The sequence below is a fragment of the Streptomyces cyslabdanicus genome (assembly GCF_052663305.1).
In genome coordinates this window covers 67,951-92,280 of the sequence record NZ_JBQRUW010000016.1, presented here as the reverse complement: position 1 = coordinate 92,280, position 24,330 = coordinate 67,951, and the positions used below count along the sequence as shown (strand labels likewise).

At 74.1% G+C, this 24,330-nt stretch carries 18 protein-coding genes; 12 read left to right on the top strand and 6 right to left on the bottom strand.

The features are described 5' to 3' along the window. Positions 1–114: 114 nt before the first annotated feature. The 6 genes from ACTYVM_RS10820 to ACTYVM_RS10795 all read left to right on the top strand — a co-directional run bounded on the left by ACTYVM_RS10820 (position 115) and on the right by ACTYVM_RS10795 (position 6,875). Positions 115–1,491 (top strand): hemolysin family protein, encoded by a 1,377-nt coding sequence (locus tag ACTYVM_RS10820; RefSeq protein WP_445525700.1) that lies wholly within the window; start codon positions 115–117, stop codon positions 1,489–1,491. Beyond that, entirely contained in the window at positions 1,488–2,516 is a 1,029-nt protein-coding gene (locus ACTYVM_RS10815; RefSeq protein ID WP_445525699.1) for a hemolysin family protein, read from the top strand. Before ACTYVM_RS10820 ends, ACTYVM_RS10815 begins: the two co-directional genes overlap by 4 nt. 60 nt (positions 2,517–2,576) lie before the next feature. After that, positions 2,577–3,389 carry an SGNH/GDSL hydrolase family protein gene (locus ACTYVM_RS10810; RefSeq protein WP_445525698.1) on the top strand — a complete coding sequence of 271 codons (813 nt, stop codon included), beginning with the start codon at positions 2,577–2,579 and terminating at the stop codon, positions 3,387–3,389. A gap of 59 nt (positions 3,390–3,448) precedes the next feature. Further along, positions 3,449–4,891, top strand: a complete 1,443-nt coding sequence (gene purB, locus ACTYVM_RS10805) for an adenylosuccinate lyase (RefSeq protein WP_445525697.1) — start codon at positions 3,449–3,451, stop codon at positions 4,889–4,891. Next, a complete protein-coding gene (mug, locus tag ACTYVM_RS10800) occupies positions 4,888–5,436 on the top strand; it encodes a G/U mismatch-specific DNA glycosylase (protein ID WP_445525938.1) in 549 nt (182 codons plus the stop codon). The genes purB and mug overlap by 4 nt, the downstream gene beginning before the upstream one ends. 275 nt (positions 5,437–5,711) lie before the next feature. Continuing rightward, positions 5,712–6,875 carry an ROK family transcriptional regulator gene (locus ACTYVM_RS10795; RefSeq protein ID WP_400029323.1) on the top strand — a complete coding sequence of 388 codons (1,164 nt, stop codon included), beginning with the start codon at positions 5,712–5,714 and terminating at the stop codon, positions 6,873–6,875. A 61-nt stretch (positions 6,876–6,936) separates the two neighbouring features. Here ACTYVM_RS10795 and ACTYVM_RS10790 read toward each other — a convergent pair whose 3' ends face one another. Further along, complete coding sequence (locus ACTYVM_RS10790) at positions 6,937–7,698, bottom strand: GntR family transcriptional regulator (protein ID WP_445525696.1); 762 nt, start codon at positions 7,696–7,698, stop codon at positions 6,937–6,939. Between the two features lie 278 nt (positions 7,699–7,976). Continuing rightward, positions 7,977–8,858: an RNA polymerase sigma-70 factor gene (locus tag ACTYVM_RS10785; RefSeq protein WP_445525695.1), complete on the bottom strand. Its 882-nt coding sequence runs from the start codon at positions 8,856–8,858 to the stop codon at positions 7,977–7,979. 187 nt (positions 8,859–9,045) lie between these two features. Here ACTYVM_RS10785 and ACTYVM_RS10780 point away from each other — a divergent pair, with 187 nt between their 5' ends. From ACTYVM_RS10780 to ACTYVM_RS10765, 4 genes are all read left to right on the top strand, one after another. Continuing rightward, entirely contained in the window at positions 9,046–9,876 is an 831-nt protein-coding gene (locus ACTYVM_RS10780) for an alpha/beta fold hydrolase (RefSeq protein ID WP_445525694.1), read from the top strand. A gap of 118 nt (positions 9,877–9,994) precedes the next feature. Beyond that, complete coding sequence (locus ACTYVM_RS10775) at positions 9,995–11,401, top strand: SWIM zinc finger family protein (protein WP_445525693.1); 1,407 nt, start codon at positions 9,995–9,997, stop codon at positions 11,399–11,401. Further along, positions 11,398–14,055 (top strand): DUF7824 domain-containing protein, encoded by a 2,658-nt coding sequence (locus tag ACTYVM_RS10770; protein ID WP_445525692.1) that lies wholly within the window; start codon positions 11,398–11,400, stop codon positions 14,053–14,055. Before ACTYVM_RS10775 ends, ACTYVM_RS10770 begins: the two co-directional genes overlap by 4 nt. A 165-nt stretch (positions 14,056–14,220) precedes the next feature. Then, the gene (locus ACTYVM_RS10765) at positions 14,221–15,663 is read left to right on the top strand and encodes a GNAT family N-acetyltransferase (RefSeq protein ID WP_445525691.1); all 1,443 of its coding nucleotides are present in this window, start codon (positions 14,221–14,223) and stop codon (positions 15,661–15,663) included. Between the two features lie 60 nt (positions 15,664–15,723). Here ACTYVM_RS10765 and ACTYVM_RS10760 read toward each other — a convergent pair whose 3' ends face one another. Beyond that, positions 15,724–16,941, bottom strand: a complete 1,218-nt coding sequence (locus ACTYVM_RS10760; RefSeq protein ID WP_445525690.1) for a trans-sulfuration enzyme family protein — start codon at positions 16,939–16,941, stop codon at positions 15,724–15,726. Positions 16,942–17,000: 59 nt separating this feature from the next. Between ACTYVM_RS10760 and ACTYVM_RS10755 the strand changes: the two genes are divergently transcribed. Together ACTYVM_RS10755 and ACTYVM_RS10750 are read left to right on the top strand one after the other, a co-directional pair. Then, positions 17,001–17,528, top strand: a complete 528-nt coding sequence (locus ACTYVM_RS10755; protein WP_445525689.1) for an Lrp/AsnC family transcriptional regulator — start codon at positions 17,001–17,003, stop codon at positions 17,526–17,528. A gap of 43 nt (positions 17,529–17,571) precedes the next feature. After that, positions 17,572–19,260 carry a DUF885 domain-containing protein gene (locus ACTYVM_RS10750; protein ID WP_445525688.1) on the top strand — a complete coding sequence of 563 codons (1,689 nt, stop codon included), beginning with the start codon at positions 17,572–17,574 and terminating at the stop codon, positions 19,258–19,260. Positions 19,261–19,360: 100 nt separating this feature from the next. On the opposite strand, the gene ACTYVM_RS10745 is transcribed toward ACTYVM_RS10750, so the two are convergent. The 3 genes from ACTYVM_RS10745 to ACTYVM_RS10735 form a co-directional block, all read right to left on the bottom strand. Next, a complete protein-coding gene (locus tag ACTYVM_RS10745) occupies positions 19,361–22,354 on the bottom strand; it encodes an AAA family ATPase (RefSeq protein ID WP_445525687.1) in 2,994 nt (997 codons plus the stop codon). Next, positions 22,351–23,514 (bottom strand): exonuclease SbcCD subunit D, encoded by a 1,164-nt coding sequence (locus tag ACTYVM_RS10740; RefSeq protein WP_445525686.1) that lies wholly within the window; start codon positions 23,512–23,514, stop codon positions 22,351–22,353. The genes ACTYVM_RS10745 and ACTYVM_RS10740 overlap by 4 nt, the downstream gene beginning before the upstream one ends. A 106-nt stretch (positions 23,515–23,620) precedes the next feature. Further along, entirely contained in the window at positions 23,621–24,247 is a 627-nt protein-coding gene (locus ACTYVM_RS10735; protein WP_445525685.1) for a YigZ family protein, read from the bottom strand. Positions 24,248–24,330 lie beyond the last annotated feature (83 nt).

Sequence of the window (24,330 nt, the reverse complement as noted above, 5' to 3'; positions counted from 1 at the left end):
GGACACTCGGTCCTCCATGAAAGGTTGTGAGCGTCCGCCCATGGGCGAGCCTCCCCGAGCGCGGTACAGCGCACCTGTCCCGGTTCTGCCCGACCATGGGACAGGGGTGACCCGATGACCGAAGTGCTCCTGTTGCTGGTGGCTGTGCTGCTCAGTCTCGCCTGCGGCGCCTTCGTCGCGGCCGAGTTCTCGCTGACGACCGTCGATCGCGGTGCCCTGGAGCGGGCGGCCGAGCGCGGTGAGCGCGGCGCGGCCGGAGCGCTGAAGGCCGTACGGAACCTGACCTTCCAGCTCTCCGGGGCGCAGCTCGGCATCACCGTCACCAACCTGGTGGTCGGCATGCTCGCCGAACCCTCGATCGCCAAGCTGATCGCGGGCCCAGTCCAGGCACTCGGCCTGTCCCGGTCCACCGCGACCACCGTGGCCCTGGTCATCGGCACGGCCCTGTCGACGGTGTTCCTGATGGTCGTCGGCGAGCTGGTGCCGAAGAACTGGGCGATCTCCGCACCGCTCGCGGTGGCCAGGCGGGTGGGCAGTCCGCAGCGCTGGTTCAGCACCGGCTTCCGCCCCTTCATCACCCACCTCAACAACATGGCGAACCGCGTGGTGCGCCGGATCGGCGTGGAGCCCGCCGAGGAACTCGCCTCCGCGCGGGGCCCCCAGGAGCTGGCCGCCCTGGCCCGGCACTCCGCCAAGGAGGGCGCCCTGGAGCCGGACACCGCCGAGCTGTTCGTGCGCACGCTGAACCTGGCCGACCTGACCGCGGAGAACGTGATGACCCCGCGCGTCCAGGTCGTGGCCCTCGACACCCGGGCGACCTGCGAGGACGTGGCGAACGCGACCCGGGCGACCGGGCTGTCGCGGTTCCCCGTGTACCAGGGCGGCCTCGACGCGGTCGTGGGTACCGCCCACATCAAGGACGTGCTGGCCGTGCCCGCCGAGCAGCGCCCCCGGACGCGGGTCTCCGACATCATGCGCGAGCCGCTCCTGGTCCCCGAGTCGCTGACCGTCGACCGGCTGCTGGACCGGCTCTCCGGCAGACGCACGATGGCGGTCGTCATCGACGAGTACGGCGGCACCGCGGGCGTGGCCACGCTGGAGGACATCGTCGAGGAGGTGGTCGGCGAGGTGCGCGACGAGCACGACCCGCACGAGACGCCCGACCTCGCCCCGGCCGGAGCCGACTCGGAGGGTCGCGCCCTGTACTCGGCGGACGGCTCCGCACGGGTGGACCATCTCGCGCGGGTCGGGCTGCGGGTGCCGGAGGGCCCGTACGAGACCCTGGCCGGCCTGATCGCCACCGAACTCGGCCGGATCCCCGAAACCGGCGACATTCTCCAGGTCGCCGGCTGGCGGCTGGACGTGGTGGACGCGAGCGGCCGCCGGGCCGCGCGGGTGCTGCTGCACGCGCCGCTCGACGACGCGGACGGCGAGGACGGCGAGGACGGCGAGGACGGCAGGAAGGACCACGAGAAGAGGGCCGGCCGGTGACCGCCGTACAGATCCTGATCGGGCTGGCGTCCCTGGTCGTCAACGCCTTCTTCGTCGGCGCCGAGTTCGCGCTGATCTCGGTGCGCCGCAGCCAGGTCGAGCCGTACGCCGAGGAGGGCGACCGGCGCGCCAGGAGCGTGCTGTGGGGCCTGGAGCACGTGTCGGCGCTGCTGGCCGCGGCGCAGCTCGGCATCACCCTGTGCACCCTGGTCCTCGGTGTGGTCGCCGAGCCGGCGATCGCGCACCTGCTGGAGCCGGTGTTCCACGCGGTGGGCGTGCCGTCGGGGGTGGGTCACGCGGTGTCGTTCGTGATCGCGCTGACCCTGGCGACGTATCTGCACATGCTGTTCGGCGAGATGGTGCCGAAGAACGTCGCGCTCGCGGAGCCGGTGCGCAGCGCGCTGCTGCTCGGACCGCCGCTGGTCGCGCTGTCCCGGGCGCTGCGACCGGTGATCTTCACGGTGAACACGTTCGCGAACAGCCTGCTCAAGCTGTTGCGGGTGGAAGCCAAGACCGAGGTCTCGTCGACCTTCACGGACGCGGAACTGGCCCAGATCGTCAAGGACGCCAGCGCGGCCGGGCTCATCGACGCCCGGGCGCAGGAGCGGCTGCACGACGCGCTGGAGCTGGGCAGCCGGCCCGTGCGCGACGTGGTGCTCCCGCTGGAGCGGGTCGTCCACGCGCGTCTGGGCGTCACCCCGGAGCAGCTGGAGCGGCTGTCGGCCGAGTCCGGTTTCTCACGCTTCCCCGTGGTCGACGAGGAACGCCACATCGTCGGCTACCTGCATGTGAAGGACGCCCTGGACGCCTCGCCCCGGGGAGAGCCGTTCCGGCTGCGGGACATGCGCCCCATCGCCCGGGTCCGCGAGGGCACGCCGCTGGACGACGTGCTCACCGCGATGCGCGGCAGCCGTACGCATCTGGCGGCGGTCCTGGGGGCCGACGGCCGGCTGGCGGGCCTGGTGACGATGGAGGACGTCCTGCGGGAGCTGTTCGGACCGGCGGGGGTGACCGGAACGGCCTGACGCCGATGGGCCGACCGCTCGGTATGTGCCGCGGCGCCCCGGGATACCATCGCTGACGCCATGCAGACGAATCCCACATACACGAGCCTGGTCGCGGTCGGCGACTCCTTCACCGAGGGCATGTCGGACCTGCTGCCCGACGGTTCGTACCGCGGCTGGGCGGATCTCCTCGCGGCGCGGATGGCCGCCCGCACGCCCGGCTTCCGGTACGCCAACCTCGCCGTGCGCGGCAAGCTCATCGGGCAGATCGTCGACGAACAGGTGGAGGAGGCGGCGGCCATGCGGGCCGACGTCGTGACGCTGGTGGGCGGCCTCAACGACACGCTGCGGCCCAAGTGCGACATGGGCAGGGTCAAGGGGCTGCTCACGGAGGCCGTGGAGCGGCTGGCGCCGTCGTGCGAGCGGCTGGTGCTGATGCGCAGCCCGGGCCGGCAGGGACCCGTTCTGGAGCGTTTCCGGCCCCGTATGGAGGAGTTGTTCGCCTGCGTCGACGGGCTCGCCGCACGGCACGGCGCGCTCGTCGTCGACCTGTACGGGGCGCCGTCGCTCGCCGATCCCCGGCTGTGGGACGTGGACCGGCTGCACCTGACCGCCGAGGGTCACCGCCGGGTCGCGGAGGCGGTGTGGCAGACGCTCGGGCACGAGCCCGAGGACACCGAGTGGCGTACGCCCATGCCCGCGACCGCGCGTCCGGACTGGCTCACCCGCCGGGTCACGGACGCCCGCTTCGCCCGGCAGCATCTGCTGCCGTGGATAGGACGGCGCCTGACCGGCCGCTCCTCGGGCGACGGCCGTCCCGCGAAGCGGCCCGAGCTGCTGCCCTACGAGGACCTCGCGCAGCCTCCCACGACGGCCGACGCGGAGCTCTCATAGCTTCCCACGAACACCCCCGTGGCGCTGGCCTGCACGAATCGCCAGTAGACTCCGTGTACGTGACTTCAGCGCCCGTCAAGCCCCGCATCCCGAACGTCCTCGCCGGACGGTACGCCTCCGCCGAGCTCGCCACGCTCTGGTCGCCCGAACAGAAGGTGAGGCTGGAGCGGCAGCTCTGGCTCGCCGTGCTGCGCGCCCAGAAGGACCTCGGCATCGAGGTGCCGGACAAGGCGATCGCCGACTACGAGCGGGTCCTCGACCAGGTCGACCTGGCCTCGATCGCGGAGCGCGAGAAGGTCACCCGGCACGACGTGAAGGCGCGGATCGAGGAGTTCAACGACCTCGCCGGGCACGAGCACGTCCACAAGGGCATGACCTCCCGCGACCTGACGGAGAACGTCGAGCAGCTGCAGATCCGGCTCTCGCTGGAGCTGATGCGGGACCGCACGGTCGCCGTCCTGGCCCGGCTGGGCAGGCTGGCCGCCGAGTACGGCGAGCTGGTCATGGCCGGCCGCTCGCACAACGTCGCCGCGCAGGCCACCACCCTCGGCAAGCGTTTCGCGACCGCGGCGGACGAGCTGCTGGTCGCTCACGGGCGGGTCGAGGAGCTGCTGGGACGCTACCCGCTGCGCGGCGTCAAGGGCCCGGTGGGCACGGCCCAGGACATGCTGGACCTGCTCGGCGGCGACGCGTCGAAGCTCGCGGAGCTGGAGCGGCGCGTCGCCGGGCACCTCGGCTTCGCGCAGGCGTTCACGTCGGTGGGCCAGGTCTACCCGCGCTCGCTGGACTACGAGGTCGTCACCGCGCTGGTGCAGTTGGCGGCGGCGCCCTCCTCGCTGGCGAAGACGATCCGGCTGATGGCCGGGCACGAGCTGGTCACCGAGGGCTTCAAGCCGGGCCAGGTCGGCTCCTCGGCGATGCCGCACAAGATGAACACGCGCTCCTGCGAGCGGGTCAACGGCCTGATGGTGATCCTGCGCGGCTACGCCTCGATGACCGGCGAGCTGGCGGGCGACCAGTGGAACGAGGGCGACGTGTCGTGCTCGGTGGTGCGCCGGGTCGCGCTGCCGGACGCGTTCTTCGCGTTGGACGGCCTGCTGGAGACGTTCCTGACGGTGCTCGACGAGTTCGGCGCCTTCCCCGCAGTGATCGCCCGCGAGCTGGACCGCTACCTGCCGTTCCTGGCCACGACCAAGGTGCTGATGGGCGCCGTGCGGGCCGGGGTCGGCCGCGAGGTCGCCCACGAGGCGATCAAGGAGAACGCCGTCGCCACCGCGCTCGCCATGCGCGAGCGGGGCGCCGAGCGCAACGACCTGCTCGACAAGCTGGCCGCCGACGACCGCCTCCCGCTCGACCGCGCGGGGCTGGACGCGCTGATGGCCGACAAGCTGTCCTTCACCGGTGCGGCGGCCGACCAGGTCGGCGCGGTCGTGGGCCGGATCGAGGAGATCGTGAAGCAGCGCCCGGAGGCCGCGGCCTACACGCCGGGGGCGATCCTCTGACCCGCTTCACCCCGGCGGAACTCGAGGCCGCCCGCGACCGTCCGGTCCCGGATGTCGTCGCGGACGGCCTGAGGGTGCTGTTCTGCGGCATCAACCCCGGTCTGATGACGGCCGCGACCGGCCACCACTTCGCCCGGCCGGGCAACCGGTTCTGGCCGGTGCTGCACCGGTCCGGGTTCACCCCGCGGCTGATGAAGCCCGCGGAGCAGGGCGAGTTGCTGTCGTACGGGCTGGGCATCACGAACGTCGTGGCGCGGCCGACGGCCCGGGCTCAGGAGCTGACGTCCCAGGAGTACCGCGAGGGCGGGCGGCTGCTGGCGCTGAAGGTGGCGCGGCTGCGGCCGAGGTGGCTGGCCGTGGTGGGCGTCACCGCCTACCGGGCGGCGTTCGGCGACCGCACGGCCCAAGTGGGGCCGCAGGAGCGGACGTTCGGCGACACACGGGTGTGGGTGCTGCCCAACCCGAGCGGGCTGAACGCGCATTGGACGGCCGAGACGATGGCCGAGGAGTTCGCCCGGCTGAGGGTGACCGCGGAGACCGCCTGACCGCTCACCGCGGGGCCGGGTCGGTGACGGGCGTTCACGGCGAACCGTGTCGGTGACGGTCGCGAGGAGTTGTGTCTCGTCGGTACGGGAGCTGACCTCGGACCAGGCTGTGGCATCGCCTCATCCCGCGCTCCACGCACTCCGAGGGTGAGCATGCCCCGAGGGGGCTGCCGCTGCCCCGGCCCGCGCGCGCTCGTGCCGTCCCCGGCACTCGCTGCCCCGGCCCGTGCCGAGTACGATCCGCCCAACACGCGCACGAGCTGGGAGGACGGACGGTGGGGCGGCTGACCGGCGGGGACCCCTCGCTGCTGCGAAGGATCAACTCCGCGGTGGTGCTGCACGCGCTGCGTGGCACGGACTGCGCGACGCTCACGGAGATCACCCGGGTGACGGGGCTGTCCCGGCCGACCGTCGAGGGCGTCGTGGAGGGCCTGATCGAGGCGGGACTCGTCGTCGAGAAGGCGGCCGAGGAGGGCGCCGCACGACGGCAGGGACGGCCCGCGCGCCGGTTCCGGTTCCGGGCGGAGGCCGGGCATCTGCTGGGCCTGGAGATCGGCGCGCACCGGGTCGCCGCGCTGCTGGCCGACCTGGACGGCCGCGTCGTGGGCGCCCAGGCCAAGGACGTGGAGGAGACCGCGGAGGCGGACGAGCGGCTGGAGCGGCTGCGCGGCGCGGTGGCCGAACTGCTGCGCAGGGCCGGTGTCCCGCGCAGCTCGCTGCGGGCCGTCGGGGTCGGCACGCCCGGGATCGTCGAGGCGGACGGCACGGTGCGGCTGGGCACCGCGCTGCCCGGCTGGACCGGCCTGCGTCTGGGCGAACGGCTGAGCCGTTCGTTCAAGTGCCCGGTGCTCGTCGAGAACGACGCGAACGCGGCGGCGGTGGCCGAGCACTGGAAGGGCGCCGCCACCGAGTCCGACGACATGGTCTTCGTGCTGGCGGGACTGAGCCCGGGCGCCGGTTCGCTGATCGGCGGGCGGCTGCACCGCGGTTTCGGCGGCGCCGCCGGTGAGATCGGCGCGCTGCACCTGCTGGGCCGGGAGGCGACCCCCGAGACGCTGCTGTCGACGACGGACCAGCCGCTGCATCCGCTGGACGAGCGGGCGGTGGCGGAGGTCTTCGCGCTGGCCCGCCGGGGTGACCGGCGGGCCGGAGCCGCCGTCGAACGGTTCATCCAGCGGCTCGTCCACGACGTGGCGGCGCTGGCGCTGGCCCTGGACCCGGAACTGGTCGTGATCGGCGGCTGGGCGGCCGGGCTGGACGGCGTGCTCGAGCCGTTGCGGCGCGAGCTGGACCGCTACTGCCTGCGGCCGCCCAAGGTGACCCTGTCGATGCTCGGGGAGGCCGCCGTCGCGACGGGCGCGCTCCGGCTGGCCCTCGACCACGTCGAGGAGCAGCTGTTCGCGGTGGAGGGCACGGTGACGGCCCGCCGCTCCCGGTGACGGCCCGCGCCGAGGGGCGGGTCCGGGGGACAGACCCCGTCCGAGGGAGGAGGGACAGACCCTAGGAGGCCTGCTGGTGCGGTCCGTGGTGTATCTCCACGCCGTCCGAGTCCCCGAAGGTCAGCCGGCAGGTGTCGGCGCGGTAGGTGGCGACGGAGATCGCGGCGGTGCGTCCCGCGACGACGAAGCGGGTGGTGACGACGAGGACGGGGGCGCCGGGCAGCCGGTCGAGCTCCTTGGCGTCGTCCGCGCGGGCCGAGCCCAGCTCGACCGAGCGGTCCTGGCCCTCCAGCTCGAGGCGGTGCAGCTCACGCAGCACGGCACGCGCGCGTGCGGGCCCGGACGGCGCGTCGATCGCACTCAGGTCGGGCACCGACCCGTCCGGAACGTAGAGCAGCTCGGCGGCGACCGGCTGGCCGTGGCTCATCCGGGACCGGCGCACCATGTGCACCGACTCCTCGTGGCCGGTCTCCAGGACCCCGGCGATCGCGGCCGGCGGTACGGCCCGGGAGCAGTCGACGCTCTGCCAGGCGTCACCGGCCACCCCCGGCCAGCCGTGCTGTTCGGTGTCGACGGCCACACCCACGCGTGGCGGTGCGACGGTCGTACCCACGCCGCGGCGGCGCTGGAGACGTCCCTCCAGCTCCAGTTGCTCCAGCGCCTGGCGCAGCGTGGCCCGGGCCACACCGAAGCGGGCGGCGAGTTCCCGTTCGTTGGGCAGGATCTCGCCCACCGAGAACTCGGAGTCCAGTGCCTCGCTCAGCACGGTCCTGAGATGCCAGTACTTCGGCTCCGGCACCGATTCCAGCTGCGTGGTCCCCACCCTGTCCTCCGCAATCGCCGTGGTCCGGCCGCGTTTTAGCGCCCTTGTTTATTAAAGGTTGTTGTACTTATCTGCGACGATAAGGCGGCCCCCACCCTTGGTCAAGACCAATCCTCGTTCCCTCGGACAGCGCACAGGAGCCTGTCGCGCGGTGTTCACGAGCCGTTCGCACGGCCGGATTCCCCGGCACCACGACGGCGGCCCCCGTCATCGGGACGGGGGCCGCGGCAGCTGTGCGGGCGCCGGGGCCGGGGCCGCTGTACGGGAGCCTGGTCGCCTCAGCCGGCCAGGGACCGCAGCTTGTCGGGGTTGCGGACGAGGTAGACGGTCTGGACGCACCCGTCGACCACGCCCAGTTGGATGACGCTGTCGGGCTTGCCCTCGGACAGGACCAGGATCGCGGGGCCGCCGTTGACCTCCAGGAAGCGGACGGACGGATCCGGGATGCCCTTCTGCACCACGCCGACCAGGAAGCGGCCCACCTTGTCGGCGCTCTCCAGGATCCGCAGGGGCGCCCTGGATTTGCCGCCGCTGTCGCCCACCAGGCGGGCGTCGGGCGCGAGCAGCGCCATCAGCCCCTCCAGGTCGGCGCCCGCCGCGGCGGCCAGGAACCGCTCGGTGAGGTCGCGTCGCTGGACGGGGTCGACCTCGTAGCGCGGCCGCCGTTCGCCGACGTGCCTGCGGGCCCGGCCGGCCAGTTGGCGCACCGCGGGCTCGCCGCGGTCGAGCAGGGCGGCGATCTCCGCGTACGGATGACCGAAGGCCTCCCGCAGGACGAACACCGCGCGTTCGAGCGGTGACAGCGTCTCCAGGACGACCAGCACGGCGAGCGACACGGAGTCGGCGAGGACGGCCCGCTCCTCCGTGTCAGGGACGGTCTGCGCGAGTTCCGTGACCAGTGGTTCCGGCAGCCAGGGGCCGACGTACGACTCGCCGCGCGCCTTGATGTGGCGGAGCCGGTCGATGGCGAGCCGGGTGGTGACCCGTACCAGGTAGCCGCGCGGCTCGCGCACCGCGCTCCGGTCGGCGGCGGACCAGCGCAACCAGGTTTCCTGGAGTACGTCCTCGGCGTCCGCCACGCGCCCGAGCATGCGGTAGGCGACACCCATGAGGACGGTGCGGTGCTCTTCGAAGACTTCGGTTCCGCTGTCGGTGGTCACGCCCACATCCCAGCCGACGTCCGGCGTTCGTGTCCAGGTACCGGGCCGGGAGGCGCTGTGGCCGCGCGGCGGCGTGCCGATCCCGGGGCCGGCGAGATCCCTCGGGATCGGGGGCTACCCGTCGGTAGCAATTGCTGACAGGCTGTCTACCATCGTCCGTCGGCCGAGTCCCCCACGAGGAGCGCCCATGTCCGCCACCGTCTCCTTCGAGGTCCCCTCCGCGCGCGGGCCGCGGACCGTGACCCTCTCCTACGCGCGCGTGGGCGGCGGTGAGCCGTTGCTTCTGCTGCACGGCATCGGGCACCACCGCCAGGCCTGGGACCCGGTGGTCCACCTGCTCGCGGCCGAACGCGAGGTGGTCGCCGTGGACCTGCCGAGCTTCGGGGCCTCCCCCGCGCTGCCCGAAGGGCTCCGGCACGACCTGCCCACGATGAACGTGGTCCTTGGCGCCCTGTGCGAGGCACTTGAGTGGGAACGGCCCCATGTGGCGGGCAACTCCCTGGGCGGTCTGCTGGCCCTGGAGTTGGGCCGCGAGAAGCTCGTACGGTCCGTCACCGCCCTGGCCCCGGCGGGCTTCTGGACGCAGGCCGAGCGGCGCTATGCCTTCGGTGTGCTGCGGACGATGCGCACGCTCGCCCAGCGGATGCCGCTGCCGCTGGTCGAGCGGCTCTCCCAAACGGCGGCCGGCCGCACCGTCCTGACCAGCACCATCTACGCCCGCCCGGCTCGCCGTCAGCCCGAGGCCGTGGTGGCCGAGACACTCGCCCTGGCCCGGGCGGACGGATTCGAGGAGACCCTCCGGGCAGGTGTCGGCCTCCGCTTCACCGACGTCCTGGCGGGCATACCCGTCACCGTGGCCTGGGGCACCAGGGACCGGCTGCTGGTGCGCCGCCAGGGAGTGCGCGCCCAGCGGATCATCCCCCGGGCCCGGCTCGTGCGGCTGCCCGGCTGCGGGCACGTCCCGATGAACGACGACCCGGCACTGGTCGCGCGCGTCATCCTGGACGGCAGCCGCTGACCGCCGCCAGGCCGGGAGGCGGGGGCCGGGAGCAGGGGCCGGGTGGTGACTCCCGCCCCGAGAAGGGTGTTCGCGCAGGTCGAGGCGGGTTGTCAGTGGTCGCCCCTACGGTTTTTCCATGACGCGATCCTTGCAGGCCGTGGCCTATTCCCGACCCTCCGTGCTGGAACCCGCCGCGGGCGGACAGCGCCTGGGACTCGAGACGTCCCGGGGTGCGACACCCACGGGCATCCAGGACCATCCGCGGTTCTTCGCAGGTTTCCTGACGTCCCCTCAGGTTGCCTCCGCCGGACTGCTCGCGGTGGCGGACGTGGCGGCCACCCGGTACTACCAGCCGCAGTCGCGCGCCTCCCTCGACCCGGTGGTGACGGGGAACGGCGACCGGCTGCGCTTCGAGTCGTTCTCCGGCTGCTGCGGGGTGTACGCGCGCCTGGACGTGCTGCGCTCCGGCCTGGACGGCGGCGAGGTGGGGCACGGCACGACGAACGTCGACGTCAACAACCCGCTGCGCGAAGCGCTGTCCCGGATCGGCTCGGACGACCCGCTCCATCTGCGGGTGGGTCCGGACGAGCTGGCCGTGACCACCGTGGACGGGCCCGTGGTGGAGAAGAAGGTGCCGCTGCCCGATCGGTGGCTGCGCGGGTTCGCGGAGGCCCAGGTCATAGCCGCCGGTTTCGACCTGCGGGCCGAGCTGCCCGCGGCCGAGGCCGTGCGGTTCCTGCGGTCGCTGCCCCGGAGCGGGCCGCGGAGCGCCACGGGCGGTCCGCGGTGGGTGGTTCTGGCGGGTCGCGCCCTGCGGCCGACCACCCGGCCCGTGCCCGGTGCGGTCTGCCTGCCCGGGCCCGAGCGGCTTGCCGCGCTCCAGCGTGTGCTGAGGCATGCGACCGCCCTGCGCGTGTACGGCCCGGCGGTCGCGGGCGCCGCCGCCACGGCCAGTGCCTGGGAGGCGGTCCTTCCTGGCATGCGACTCACGCTGACCCTGTCGCCGGACGCCTCACGCGGGTTCTCCGGCGAAGGCGGGGTGCTGGACGCGCTCGCCACCGACGAGGCGGCCGAGGACGCGGAGCTGGTCGCGGTGCTGCTGGCCTGGGAGCCCCGCGTCGACGTCGCCGACCTCGCCGCCTCCTCCGGGCTCGCCCCGGAGCGGGTCCGCGCGGCGCTGGTCCGGCTCGGCACCTCGGGCCGGGTCGGATACGACACCGCTGAGGCGGCGTACTTCCACCGGGAGTTGCCCTACGACGCGGATCGCGCCGAGCGGCACAACCCGCGCCTGCGGGCGGCCCGCGCTCTCCTCACCGCGGGAGCGGTCGCCCTGGACGGCGCCCTGGCGACGGTGACGGCCGAGGACGGGCACGCACACCGGGTGCGTGAGGACCGGGGCGTCCTCAGTTGCAGTTGCCAGTGGTGGGCGAAGTACCGGGGCGGGCGCGGGCCGTGCAAGCACGCGCTGGCGGTGCGCATGGCGCGGCGGGGCACCGCCGCGGAGGAGCAGGACGTGGCACGAGTGGGCGGGGGTGTGCGATGACATCGCTGACGGAGACGGTGCGGGCCGGGCGGACGGCCGAGGTGATCGGCTTGCTGGGCGCCATGACCGTTACCGAACGCCGGTCGCTCTTCCCCGAGTTGAAGGCGCTGCGCAAGGAACTCAGGGCGACGCGCTGGAACGAGCCGTCCCGCCGCGCCTATCCGGCGCTGTACGTGGCCGGGGTCGCGTGCCAGACCGGCGCGGCCGGCGTGGCGAGCTGGATCGCGGCCGCCGACATGCGCTGGTCGGGGGTCTCCCCCGCGGTGCTGCTCCGCGTCCTCGCCGACCGGGAGACCGGCTGGCTCGCCGATCTGGCGAACCGGCTCGCCCAGCGGCCCGCCACCGCGCAGGTGCCCTACGAGCTGATGTCCGCCCTGGTGCGTCTGGCGGACTGCCCGGTGCCGACGACCGACGCCTATGTGCGGGGCTGGGTGCGGCAGGTCCGCGGCAACTGGAGGCGTGGCAACACCCTGCTGGAGCGGCTGCGCACCGACCCGCACCTCGTACCACTCGTGACCGCGCTCTTCGAGGTGAACGACATCGGCGGCCTGCTGGAATGGACGTCCGACGAAGGCCCCGACAGCTGGCACGAAGCGCTCGCGCGGCTCACCCTGGAGGGTCCGCTCGACCGGAGGGCCACGGTCGACTCCTGCGTGGCCCGGCTGCTGCGGGGCGGCACGAACGCCGACCACCGGGCGTTCCTGCGTGTGCTGACGTCCCTGGCGCTCACGCGCGAGGAGCAGCGGGAGCGGGTGGCCGACTGGGCGGCGCTGGCCTCGGACGCGGTGTCCCCGGTGGCTTCGCACGCCCAGGCGGTGCTCGGCGCGCTGGCCCTGCACGGTCAGTTGACGCACCGCCACCTGGCGGAGGTGTCCGGTGCGGTGCTGTTCCGGCCGGAACGCAAGCTGGTGCGGGCGCAGCTCGTGCTGCTGGGCAAGGTGCTCGCCCGGGACGCAGCGGGGGCGGACGAGCTGCTGCCCGCCGTCGCGCAGGCCTTCGGACACGAGGACGCCGGCGTGCAGGAGCGGGCGCTCAAGCTCGCTCAGCGGCATGTGAAGAAGGTCCACTCCGCCGAGGTGCGCGCCGAACTCGCCCTGGCCGCCGAGCAGTTGATTCCCTCCCTGCGCGTTCAGGCGGTCGGGTCGCTGGGGGCGGCACCCGCGGCGGTGGCCACGGCGTACGAGGAGGTGCTTCCACCGGTTCCCGAGCCGGCGCGTCTCGCGCCTGCGGCGGCCTCGGTGGTCGAACTGGCCGAGGAGGTGGGGGCCGCGCTGGCCTCCGACACCGACGTGACCGGTTTTGAACGCGCCCTGGACGGGCTGGTACGCCACGCCCACCGCGACCGGGACGCCCTGCTTCAGGCGCTGGAACCGGTGATCTCCCGCCAGTGGTGGGACGGGACCGACCCGTTCCACGGCCTGCGGCTCGAGTATCAGTTCGGTGGCGTCCGGGGCGGCTTCGACACGTCCGCCGGCCTGGACCTGCTGCTCGCCACGCTGCGGGGAAAGCTGAGCACCGCCACCCTGCGCGCCGCGATCCGGCCCGGGGCACGGGGCCAGACCTGCGGACACGACGCGCTCTCCCAGGCCTTCGACGCCCGCCTGTGGGAGGTGGCGTACCGGGTCCGCACGGACCCCCTGCCGTTCCTGCTCTCGACGCCCACCTGGAGCACGGGACTGCTGGAGCCGGACGAGCTGGTGGAGCGGCTCGACGCGTACCGGCGGCTCGGGGCGCGCGTGTCGGCGGCCGACTTCGCGCAGGCGCTGCTCCGGGTGCGGCGCGGGGACCGTTCGGCGGCGGCCGCCGCGGCAAAGCGGGCTGCGGCCCTGGACACGGCGGAAGGGAGACGGCTCTCCCACTGGCTGACCGCCGGCGCTCCCGTACTGCCGACGGTCCGGCGCCGCACGTCGGAGTCGCCCGCACTGGTGGAGTCCGGTGAACTTCCCGAGCTGCAAGAGGACCTCCCCGACGCCTTCCGCGCACTGGGCGGGCCGTCGAGCGCCTTCACGAAGGGCCGGTACTGCTCGCACTGGAGCGGCACCCCTCGGCCTCACTGGCCGGCCGTGGTGCCCGAACTGCGTGAGCTGGTGGCCGTGCGGGTCCTGCCGGACCTGGCCGCCGCGGCCATGGACGACACGCGGGGCGCGGCCTCCGTCCTTCCGCTGCTCGCCGAGTCCGGGGGTGAGGCGGGCGAGGCCACCCACCTGTGCGTGGCGTACGGGCTGGGGGCCCGGCACCCGGAGGACCGGCTGGCCGCCGTCGACGCGCTGCTCGTCCTCGCCGCGCGCGGGCAGCTGGACTCCTCCCGCCTCGGCGCGGACCTCGGGCAGCTGGTGCGGCACGGCGCGGTGAAGCCGCTGCGGCTGGCGGAGTCCCTGCGCACGACCGCGTCCACGGGGGCGTACGCCACGGTGTGGGCTCTGCTCGGCCACGCACTGCCGCCGCTGCTCTGCGACCTCGCCGCCGACGGACCGGCCGGTCCGGTGCGCGGGCTCGGTGATCTGCTCGCCGTGGCGGCCGAGTGCGCCGAGCGGTCGGAAGCGCGGGGCGACCTGCCGCACCTGGCACGGGCGGCGGACCGGCGCGGCTCCTCGCGCCTGGTCGCGGAGGCCCGCCGGCTGCGCGGCGCGCTGGCCCCGGAGGCGGCTGCCTGACCGGCATCCACCCGGCACGCCCTGGAGGCACCGCACAGAGCAACCGTGGGAAACAACCACGCGAGGCAAACACAAGAAACAGCCGCGAAAGGGGGCGAATATCGTTTTACTCGTCGGTCACAGTGAGTTCGCGATCACGCAACAACGTTCCGCAACAGTGGTCGTATGACTCGAGACGTGTCGAACACGACGTGGGCGAAGCACGGCCGCCGCGCGCGCCACCGGCGGCGGGCCCTGGTCGAACTGGCCGCACTCTGCACGGCCGTCGCCGTGGCCGACGGGGTGGCGAACCTGATCGGTCACGGCCCCGACGGCCCGGCCCTGCTGGTGATCCCGGCGTTCGCGCTGGTGGCCACGGCGGCCTTCCACACCTGGTGGGCACGGCGCCACGGCCACGCACCGCCCGCGGACGATACCGGCGCCCGGCCGCTCGCCGCCGAGCAGTCCGGGCCGACCGCCGTCGGCCCCGCGGCGGCCGAGGCGGTGCCGGGTGACAGCGCGCTGTGGCGGATGCGGACGACCGTGCGGGACGCGCCCGGTTCGCTGGCCGTGCTCTGCGCGGCGCTGGCCGCCCAGCAGGTGGACATCCTGAGCCTGCAGACGCATCCGCTGGCCGAGGGCACGGTGGACGAGTTCCTGCTGCGCGCTCCCGGCGGGCTCGACGCGTCCGGCATCACCGTGGCGGTCGCACTGGCCGGCGGCGCCGACACATGGATCGAACGGGCCGACGCGCACGACCTGGTGGACATACCGACACGGGTGCTGGGACTGGCCGCGCGCACGGCGCTCGACGCGGCGGAACTCCCGCTGGCGCTGCGGCAGTTGCTGGGGCGGTGCACCATCCGTTCCCTGCCGGACCGGCCGCCGGCGGCCGAGGGCCCGGCGGAGGCGCCGGCCGAGGGAGCGCTCGAGGACAGGGTGATGCGGCTGCGGGCACCGGAGGGCGGGACAATCATCGTGGAGCGGCCGTATCCGCCCTTCACGCCCACCGAGTTCGCGCGGGCACGCGCCTTGGTGGAGCTGGACACCCGGCTCGGACCGCGTGTTCCGCGCGGCCAGGTCGTGCCGGCCCTGCCCGAGGGCGCCGCGATCACCGTGCGCGGGGCCGACACCGACGACCTCGCGGCGGCCAGGGCGATGCACGCGCGCTGCTCGGCGCGCACCCTCGGCCTGCGCTACCACGGGCCGGTCGGCGACGCCGACCGCTACCTCGACCACCTGCTGAGCCCGCGGTTCGGCCGCACACTGGCCGCACGGACCGCCTCCGGGCGGATCGTCGGCCTCGGTCACCTGCTGTGGGACGGCGACGAGACGGAGGTCGCGCTGCTCGTCGAGGACGCCTGGCAGCACCGCGGCATCGGCGGCGAACTCCTGGGCCGGCTGGTGGCGATGGCCGTCAAGGCGGGCTGTGCGAGGGTGTACGCCGTGACGCAGGCGTCCAACACCGGCATGGTCGCCGCCATGCGGGGCCTCGGCCTGCCGCTCGACTTCCAGATCGAGGAGGGCACCGTGGTCATCACGGCCCGGCTGGACGCGGCCCCGGTGGCCTCGCGGCTGCCGTACGACGCCGGGCAGGGGCGGTACGAGGGCTTCCGCCCGCGGGACTGAGCAGCGGCGCCCGGCGGGTGCGCGGCCCGACTGTGCCGGGCCGCACTCTCCTCGCCCCGCTCAGCTCATCGCCTGGTGCAGGCCCTTCACCTCCGCCTGTCCCGGCGACTGCCCCAGCGCGCGGTCCAGGTCGGCCCACAGGTCCTCGACGTCCTCCAGGCCCACCGACATCCGCAGCAACCGGTCGCCGACCCCGGCGCCCCGCCGGTCGTCCGCGTCGACGATGCGGTGGCTGATGGACGCCGGGTGCTGGATCAGGGTGTCGACACTGCCGAGGCTCACGGCCGGCGTGATCAGGCCGACGCCGCCGATGACGGCGTGCGGGTCGCCGTGCACCTCGAAGGCGACCATCGCTCCGCCGATGGACGGGTAGTGCACCCGGGCGACACGCGGGTCGTCCGCCAGGCGGGCAGCCAGTTCCGCCGCGGTGGCGGAGGCGGCCCGCACCCGGACCGGAAGGGTGGACAGCCCGCGCAGCAGCAGATAGCCGGCGAGCGGGTGCAGCACGCCGCCGGTGGCGAACCGCACCTGCCGCAACCGTCCGGCGAACTCCTCGTCGCAGGCCACCACACCGGCCATCACGTCGCCGTGGCCGCCGAGGTACTTGGTGGCGCTGTGCAGCACGAGGCGCGCGCCCTGCTCGGCCGGGCGTTGCAGCACAGGGGTGGCGAAGGTGTTGTCGGCGAGCAGCGGGACGGACCCGCAGGCGTGGGCGACGGCCCGCAGGTCCACCTCGGCCAGCGTCGGGTTGGCCGGGGACTCGACCATCACCAGACCGGTGTCCGGGCGCAGCGCGTCGGTGATCCCGGCCGGGTCGGTCCAGGTCACCTCGGTGCCGAGCAGCCCCGCGGTGAGCAGGTGGTCGGAGCAGCCGTAGAGCGGGCGCACGGCGACGACGTGCCGCAGGCCCATGGCGGACCGGACGAGGAGCACCGCGCTCAGCGCGGCCATGCCGCTGGCGAACGCCACCGCGGCCTCGGTGCCCTCCAGCCGGGCCAGAGCGGTCTCGAAGCGGCCGACGGTGGGGTTGCCGAGCCGTCCGTAAACCGGGGTGCCGTCGAGGTCGGCGCCGTCGGTGGCGAAGGCGTCGATGCGGGCGGCCTCGGCGCGGCTGTCGTAGGAGGGGTAGGTGGTGGACAGGTCGATCGGCGGGGCGTGCAGTCCCTGCCGGGCGAGGTCGTCACGGCCGGCGTGCACCGCCTCGGTGGCCAGTGCTCTGGGTGCGCGGTGTACGTCGTCGTACGCGGGCGTGCTCGCGGAGTCCAAGGGCGTGTCCATGACCGAAGGGTGAACAGCGGCCGGGATCACGTGGTCGAGGGCCGTGCTACGTTCGCCACATGGCCGAATCCGTCGTACTGGATCCGGTGGATCTGCATCTGCTGCGGCTGTTGCAGAACGACGCCCGGACCACCTACCGCGACCTCGCCGCGCAGGTCGGGGTCGCACCGTCGACCTGTCTTGACCGGGTGGCCCGGCTGCGCCGCTCGGGGCTCATTCTCGGTCACCGGCTGCGGCTCGACCCGGCCAAGCTGGGCAGGGGTCTTCAGGCGCTGCTGTCGGTGCAGGTCCGACCGCACCGGCGGGAGCTGGTGGGGCCGTTCGTGGAGCGGATCCGGGCCCTGCCGGAGTCGCTGACCGTGTTCCATCTGACCGGTCCTGACGACTACCTGGTCCATGTCGCGGTCGCGGACATGGCCGACCTCCAGCGCCTGGTCCTGGACGAGTTCACGGCCCGGCGGGAAGTGGCCCGGGTGGAGACCCGGTTGATCTTCCAGCAGTGGGACTGCGGTCCCCTGCTGCCGCCCGGCACGCAATCGGGCACGCCCTCGGCGAAATCGGACGGACCAAAGCCAGATCCCGGGTAAAGCGGGCTGACGCGACCCGCCCATCCGTACGAGGATGGGCGGCATGTCACAGACCAAGAGCCCGCTGCCCCGTCAGGTCGCCGACGCCTACGTCGACGAACTCATCGCCCTCGACCCGATCACCGGTACCTATCTCGGTGTGAAGGAGAGCTCGAGCAGGCTGCCCGACACCTCGCCCGCCGGCCAGCAGGCGCTCGCCGACCTGGCGCGCGCCACCCTCGCCCGGCTGGACGAGGCCGAGCGGCAGCCAGGCGCGGACAGCGACATCGAGCGCCGGTGCGCCCGCCTGCTGCGCGAGCGCCTGACTGCGGAACTCGCGGTGTACGACGCCGACGAGGGCCTGCGTACGGTGAGCAACATCCACAGCCCGGTGCACTCGGTGCGCGATGTGTTCACGATCACCCCCAGCGCCACGGACGAGGACTGGGCCGCGATCGCCGAGCGCCTGCGGGCCGTGCCGGCCGCGCTGCGCGGCTACCGCGACTCCCTCGCCCTCGCCCTGGACCGCAAGCTGTACGGCGGCCCGCAGCCGACGGCGATCTTCATCGAGCAGCTCACCGAGTGGTCGGACACCGGCGAGGGCCGCGGCTGGTTCGAGGACTTCACCTCCGAGGGCCCCGAGTCCCTGCGCGCGGAACTGGACGAGGCCGCGCGTACGGCGACCGCGGCCGTCGTGGAACTGCGGGACTGGATGCGCGACGTGTACGCGCCGGCGATCGGCGACGCCCCGGACACGGTCGGCCGCGAGCGCTACGCCCGCTTCTCGCGCTACTTCAACGGCACGGACCTGGACCTCGACGAGGCGTACGCGTACGGCTGGTCGGAGTTCCACCGGCTGCTCGGCGAGATGAAGCAGGAGGCCGAGAAGGTCCTGCCCGGCGCCGAGACCCCGTGGGCGGCCCTCGCGCACCTCGACGAGCACGGCACGCACATCGAGGGCGTCGACGAGGTCCGCCAGTGGTTGCAGGACCTGATGGACGAGGCGATCGAGGCGCTCGACGGCACCCACTTCGAACTGGCCGAGCGGGTGCGGAAGGTGGAGTCGTGCATCGCGCCGCCCGGCGGTGCCGCGGCCCCCTACTACACGGCGCCGTCCGCCGACTTCTCCCGGCCGGGCCGGACCTGGCTGCCGACCATGGGAGAGACCCGCTTCCCGGTCTACGACCTGGTCTCGACCTGGTACCACGAGGGTGTCCCCGGCCACCATCTCCAGCTCGCCCAGTGGGCGCACGTGGCCGACGACCTCTCGCGCTACCAGGCCACCGTCGGCGGGGTCAGCGCCAACGCCGAGGGCTGGGCGCTGTACGCGGAGCGCCTGATGGACGAACTCGGCTTCCTCACCGACCCGGAGCGGCGGCTCGGCTATCTGGACGCGCAGATGATGCGCGCGATCCGCGTCATCATCGACATCGGCATGCACCTGGAGCTGGACATTCCGGCGGACTCGCCCTTCCACCCGGGTGAGCGCTGGACGCCGGAGCTGGCGCGGGAGTTCTTCGGCGCGCACAGCAGCCGTCCGAGGGACTTCGTGGCGAGCGAGCTGATCCGCTATCTGTCGATGCCCGGCCAGGCGATCGGCTACAAGCTGGGTGAGCGGGCCTGGCTGCTGGGCAGGGAGAAGGCCAAGGAGCGCCACGGCGCCGCGTTCGACGCGAAGGCCTGGCACATGGCGGCCCTGTCGCAGGGTTCGCTGGGCCTGGACGACCTGGTGGACGAGCTCTCCCAGCTGTGAGCCACCGCGGGCGGCCGGTCTCCGGCCGCCCGCCGGGGGCCTTGGCCGCCGGTCCCGTGTGAGAGCGGCGCCCCGGGTCCGAACCGTCGCCGCGGCCCGCTCAGCCCGCTCCGCGCAGCCGTACGGCCGACCCCGATCTGCCCTTGACGACCTCGAGTTGGGCGTGGACGCGCCGCCGCAGGTCGGCGACGTGGCTGACGATCCCGACGCTGCGGTCGCGTTCGCGCAGGGAGTCGAGGACGTCGAGGACCTCGTCCAGGGTCTGGTCGTCGAGGCTGCCGAAGCCCTCGTCGATGAAGAGGGTGTCCAGGCGCACCCCGCCGGCCTCGTCCGTGACGACGTCCGCGAGTCCGAGGGCGAGGGCGAGCGAGGCGAAGAACGTCTCGCCGCCCGACAGGGTCGCCGTGTCCCGTTCGCGGCCGGTCCAGGCGTCGACGACGTGCAGTCCGAGACCGCTGCGGCCGCGGCCGGCCCGGTCGTCGGAGTGGACCAGGGTGTAGCGGCCGGACGACATGCGCCGCAGGCGCGCGGTCGCGGCGGCGGCCACCTGTTCCAGGCGGGCCGCGAGGACGTAGGACTCCAGGCGCATCCTTCGCTCGTTGTCGGCCGAGGTACCGGCGGTGAGGGCGGCCAGGCGGGCCACGCGGTCGTACTCCTCGCGCAGCGGCGCCAGCCGGCGTGTGCCGGTCGCCGCGCGCGCGGAGAGCCGGTCGAGTTCGGCGCAGCGGCGTTCTGCGGCGTCCCGCACGGAGGCGGCCTCCCGCAGCCGCCGGTCCGCGGCGGCCGCGGCGGCCTCCGCGGCGGTGACGTCGGCGGGCGGCTGCCCGGCGGCGGACGCGGTGTCGGCCTCGGCGAGGACCGCGCGCACGGCGGCCTCCTCCGTGTGCCAGGCGTCCAGGCGCCGTTGCAGCTCGAGGTGGGAGGCGTCGTCGAGGAGGGCGGTGGACGCGGCCTCGGGGGTGTCGAAGCCGGCCCGGAAGGCGGCCTCGGCGAGCCGTCCGTCGGCGTCCTTGAGCCGCTCGGCGCTGTCCTCGGCGGCGCGTGCCGCGTCGGCGGCCTCGGTGAACAGCGCCGCGCGCCGCTGGAGTTGGGCGGCGCGCGCGGCGACGGTCCCGGCGGTCCCCCTGGCCTGTGCCAACTCCGCTTCCAGGGCGGCCTTCTCGCGGTCCAGGCTCTCCCGCAGGGCCAGCCGGGAGGTCGCCCGGAGTTCGGCCTCCCGGCGGTCGGTCAGCCGCCGCTCGCGCTCCTGCTCGGCGCGGTGCAGCTCCTGCTGTGCCGCGTGCAGGGCGGAGGCGTCCCGGCGGGCCCGGGCCAGCTCGGCCTCCAGTTCCCCGGCCTCCTCGGCGAGTCGCGCCGTTCGGGTGTCGCCCGCCTCGGCGGTGGCGGCGGCCAGTTCCTCGCGTACGGCGCCCAGGCGGCGCTCGTCCCGTGCGCGCTGCTCCTCGGCGGCCTGGTGGTCGGCGAGCGCGCTCTCCTCCGCCTCGCGGTCGACGTGCCCGGCGACCTTGCGCGCGGGTGCGGGGTGTTCGGTGGCACCGCAGACGGCGCAGGGCTCGCCGTCGGTGAGACTCGCGGCCAGTTCGGCCGCGATGCCGGTCAGGCGCTGCTCCTTCAGCTCCAGCCAGTGCTCCTTGGCGCGTGCGGCGGCCTCGGCGGAGGCGAGTGCCCGCCGCCGCTCCTCCTCGGTGTCCGCGGCCAGTGAGTCGCGCACCCGGGCGGCGGCGAGCCGCTGTCGCGCGGGCTCCAGCCGCAGGGCGAGCCGCTCGGCCCGGGCGGCGGCCTCCTGGGCGGTGTCGACGCGCGTCCGAAGTGCCGACCGGGCCGTCTCCCATCCGGCGAGCCAGGCCTCGGTCTCCTGGAGGACGTCGTCGTCGGCGCGTTCCTGCCGGTCCGCCGCGGCGCGCTCGGCGACGACGTCGGCCAGGCGCCGCTCGGCGCGGCGGGCCGACTCCAGCCCGCCCAGTTCCTCGGCGGCGCGGCGCGCGGCGGCGGCCAGTCCGGCGGCCCCGGCGTCGGCGAACTCCGCCGGGAGCACCGCACGCGCGCGTGCCTCGGCAGCGGCCGTACGGCGGTGCTCGGCCTCGGCGGTCTCGCGCAGTTCCAGCGCCGGTGCCACCGTCTCGGCCTTGCGCCCCCGCTCCATCCTCGCCTGTGCCTCCCGGTGGGCACCGGCCCGTTCCGCCAGGCGCTCGGCACGCTCCCGCGCCTCGGCGGACCGCCGTTGCAGCCGGGCCACGTCGCGTACCTGGTGCAGGGCCGCCCCGGCGGCGGCGTGGGCGGACTCGGCGGCCGTGAGCCGGCAGCGGGCGACGGTCAGTTGCTCGCGCGCGGTGGCACGGGCGACGGCGGCCGCGGCCAGGACGGTCTGCGCCAGGCCGGGCTCGCCCGGCGCGAGGTCCGGCAGTTCCATGGCGTCGCCGGCCGCCTGCTGCATACGGTGCGCGTCGGCCAGCAGTTCGGCGTCGACCTCGCGCACCCGGGCCTCGGTGGCGCGCCTGCGCTCGGCGAGACGCTTCTCCACCTCGGCGAAACGGTGCGTGTCGAACAGCCGGCCGAGCAGCTTGCCCCGGGCCTCGGCGTCGGCGCGCAGGAACCGCGCGAAGTCACCCTGCGGCAGCAGCACGACCTGGCAGAACTGCTCGCGGCTCATCCCGAGCAGCTGGGTGATCTCCTCCCCTATCTCCTGGTGGGAACGGCTGAGGTCCTTCCAGGCACCGATGGTCGCGTCGTACTCGCGCAGCAGGCTCTGGGCCTTGTCGAGCGTGGTGCCCGTGCCGCGCTTCTTGGGGCGCTCCCAGGGCGGGAGGCGGGTGACCTCCAGTCGGCGTCCGGCGACGGTGAGATCGAGGGTGACCTGCGTGCGGGTGCCCGCGGCGGCGTGGTCGCTGCGCAGGGTCGTGCCCTGTCCGCTCTGCCGGGCGCCGGGGACGGCGCCGTACAGCGCGTAGCACACGGCGTCCAGCACGGAGGTCTTGCCGGCGCCGGTGGGACCGTGCAGCAGGAACAGCCCGGCGGCCGACAGCGCGTCGAAGTCGACCGTCTGCGAGCCGCCGAAGGGTCCGAAGGCGGTGATGTCGAGCCGGTGCAGCCTCACCGCGCCACCTCCCGTACCGCCTCGTCGGCGCGCACCGCGTCGAACGTCTCGCGCAGCACGGTCTGTTCGTGCTCGTCGGGTGCGGCGCCGCGCACGTGGGCCACGAAGTCCTCCGCGATCTGCTGGTCGTCGCGGCCGGCCAGCCGGCGGGCGTAGGACACGTCCGGTTCGCCGGGGGCGCGTTCGGGTTCGAAGACGAGGCTGAGGGTGTGCGGGAAGCGCTCGGTGAGGCGGGCCATGGGTTCGGCGGGGCGGACCGGGTCGGTGAGCGTCGCCTCGACCCATGCCTCGCGGTGGCGGGCGAGGGCCGGGTCGGCGAGCAGGTCCTCCAGCGTGCCCCGGATCCGGGCCAGCGCGCGCGGGACCGGGCAGTCGACCCGCTCGGCGCCGGCGAAGCCGTCGGCGTCCAGGTCGACGAGCCACATGCTCTTGCGGTGGGCGGCCTCGGAGAAGGAGTACGGCAGCGGGGAGCCGGAGTAGCGCACGCGCTCGGTGATGGCCTGGCAGCCGTGCAGATGGCCCAGGGCGGTGTAGTCGACGCCGGTGAAGACGCCCGCGGGGACGGCGGCGACCCCGCCGACGGTGATGTCCCGCTCGCTGTCGCTGGGCTCGCCGCCGGTGACGAAGGCGTGCGCGAGGACGACGGAGCGGGTGCCGCGCGCGCGGGTGGCGAGGTCGGCGCGGACCCGGTCCAGGGCGGCCGCGAGCACTGCCTCGTGGCCGGCGCTGTCGACGCCGAACTCGTCCTTGACCAGGGCCGGTTCGAGGTAGGGCAGCCCGTAGAAGGCCACGTCGCCGTGCGTGTCCGCGAGGACCACCGGGGTCCCGCACGCCGACGGCTCGGTGCGCAGATGGATGCCCGCGCGGTCGATCAGCCCCGCGCCGACGCCCAGACGCCGGGCCGAGTCATGGTTCCCGGAGATCATCACCGTGGGCACGCCGAGGCCGGCGAGCCGGTGCAGGGCGTCGTCGAAGAGCTCGACGGCGGCCAGCGGGGGCACCGCCCGGTCGTACACGTCCCCCGACACGACCACCGCGTCGACGGCACGCTCGCGCACCGTCGTGACCAGGTGGCCGATGAACTCGGCCTGGGCGTCGAGCATGTTCACACGGTGGAACGCCCGGCCCAGGTGCCAGTCGGAAGTGTGCAGGAGCCTCATGATCCCGGAAGACTAACGGCCGGGTCTGACATCACGGGCGGTTACTCCCGTACCGGCCCTCTCGCACGGCACCGGACAGAGCGATTGGCGCGGTACGCCCGATATGTCACGCATCTCCGTAGGCCTCGCCGCCCAGTTCGAACCCGGCGGTCCCGGCCGTGGCGTCCGCGAGCCATCCCCGGAAGGCCTCCACCTCGGCGTCCGGCAGGCCGATCTCGATGGTGACCGCCTCGCCGTAGCGCACGTCCCGCACCTCGCGCCCGGTGGCCCTGAGATCGTTCTGCACCTTGCCGGCCCGCAGGTGGTCCACGGTCACCGTGGCGATACGGAACCTGCGCCGGGTGCGGGTCCCGAGCGCGTCCAGCGCCTCGCCGACGGATCCTCCGTAGGCCCGGATGAGCCCGCCCGCGCCGAGCTTGACACCGCCGTAGTAGCGGGTGACGACGGCGACGACGTACCGCATGTCGCGGCGCAGCAGCATCTGGAGCATGGGGACGCCGGCGGTGCCGCCCGGCTCGCCGTCGTCGCTCGCCTTCTGGATCCCGGCGTCGGCGCCGATGACGTACGCCCAGCAGTTGTGCGTGGCGTCGGCGTGCTCCTTGCGGACGGCCGCGACGAAGTCCTGGGCCTCGCGCTCGGTGGCCGCCGGGGCGAGAGCGCACAGGAAGCGCGAGCGGTTGATCTCGGTCTCGTGCACGCCCGCGCGTGCCACTGTGCGGTACTCGTCCTGCATCGGTCCAGCCTATGCGGCGCCCGGGCGGGTGCCGCACGAGGGTTCGCTCCGACCGGCCGGAAGGAGGACCGGCCGGAGGGCAC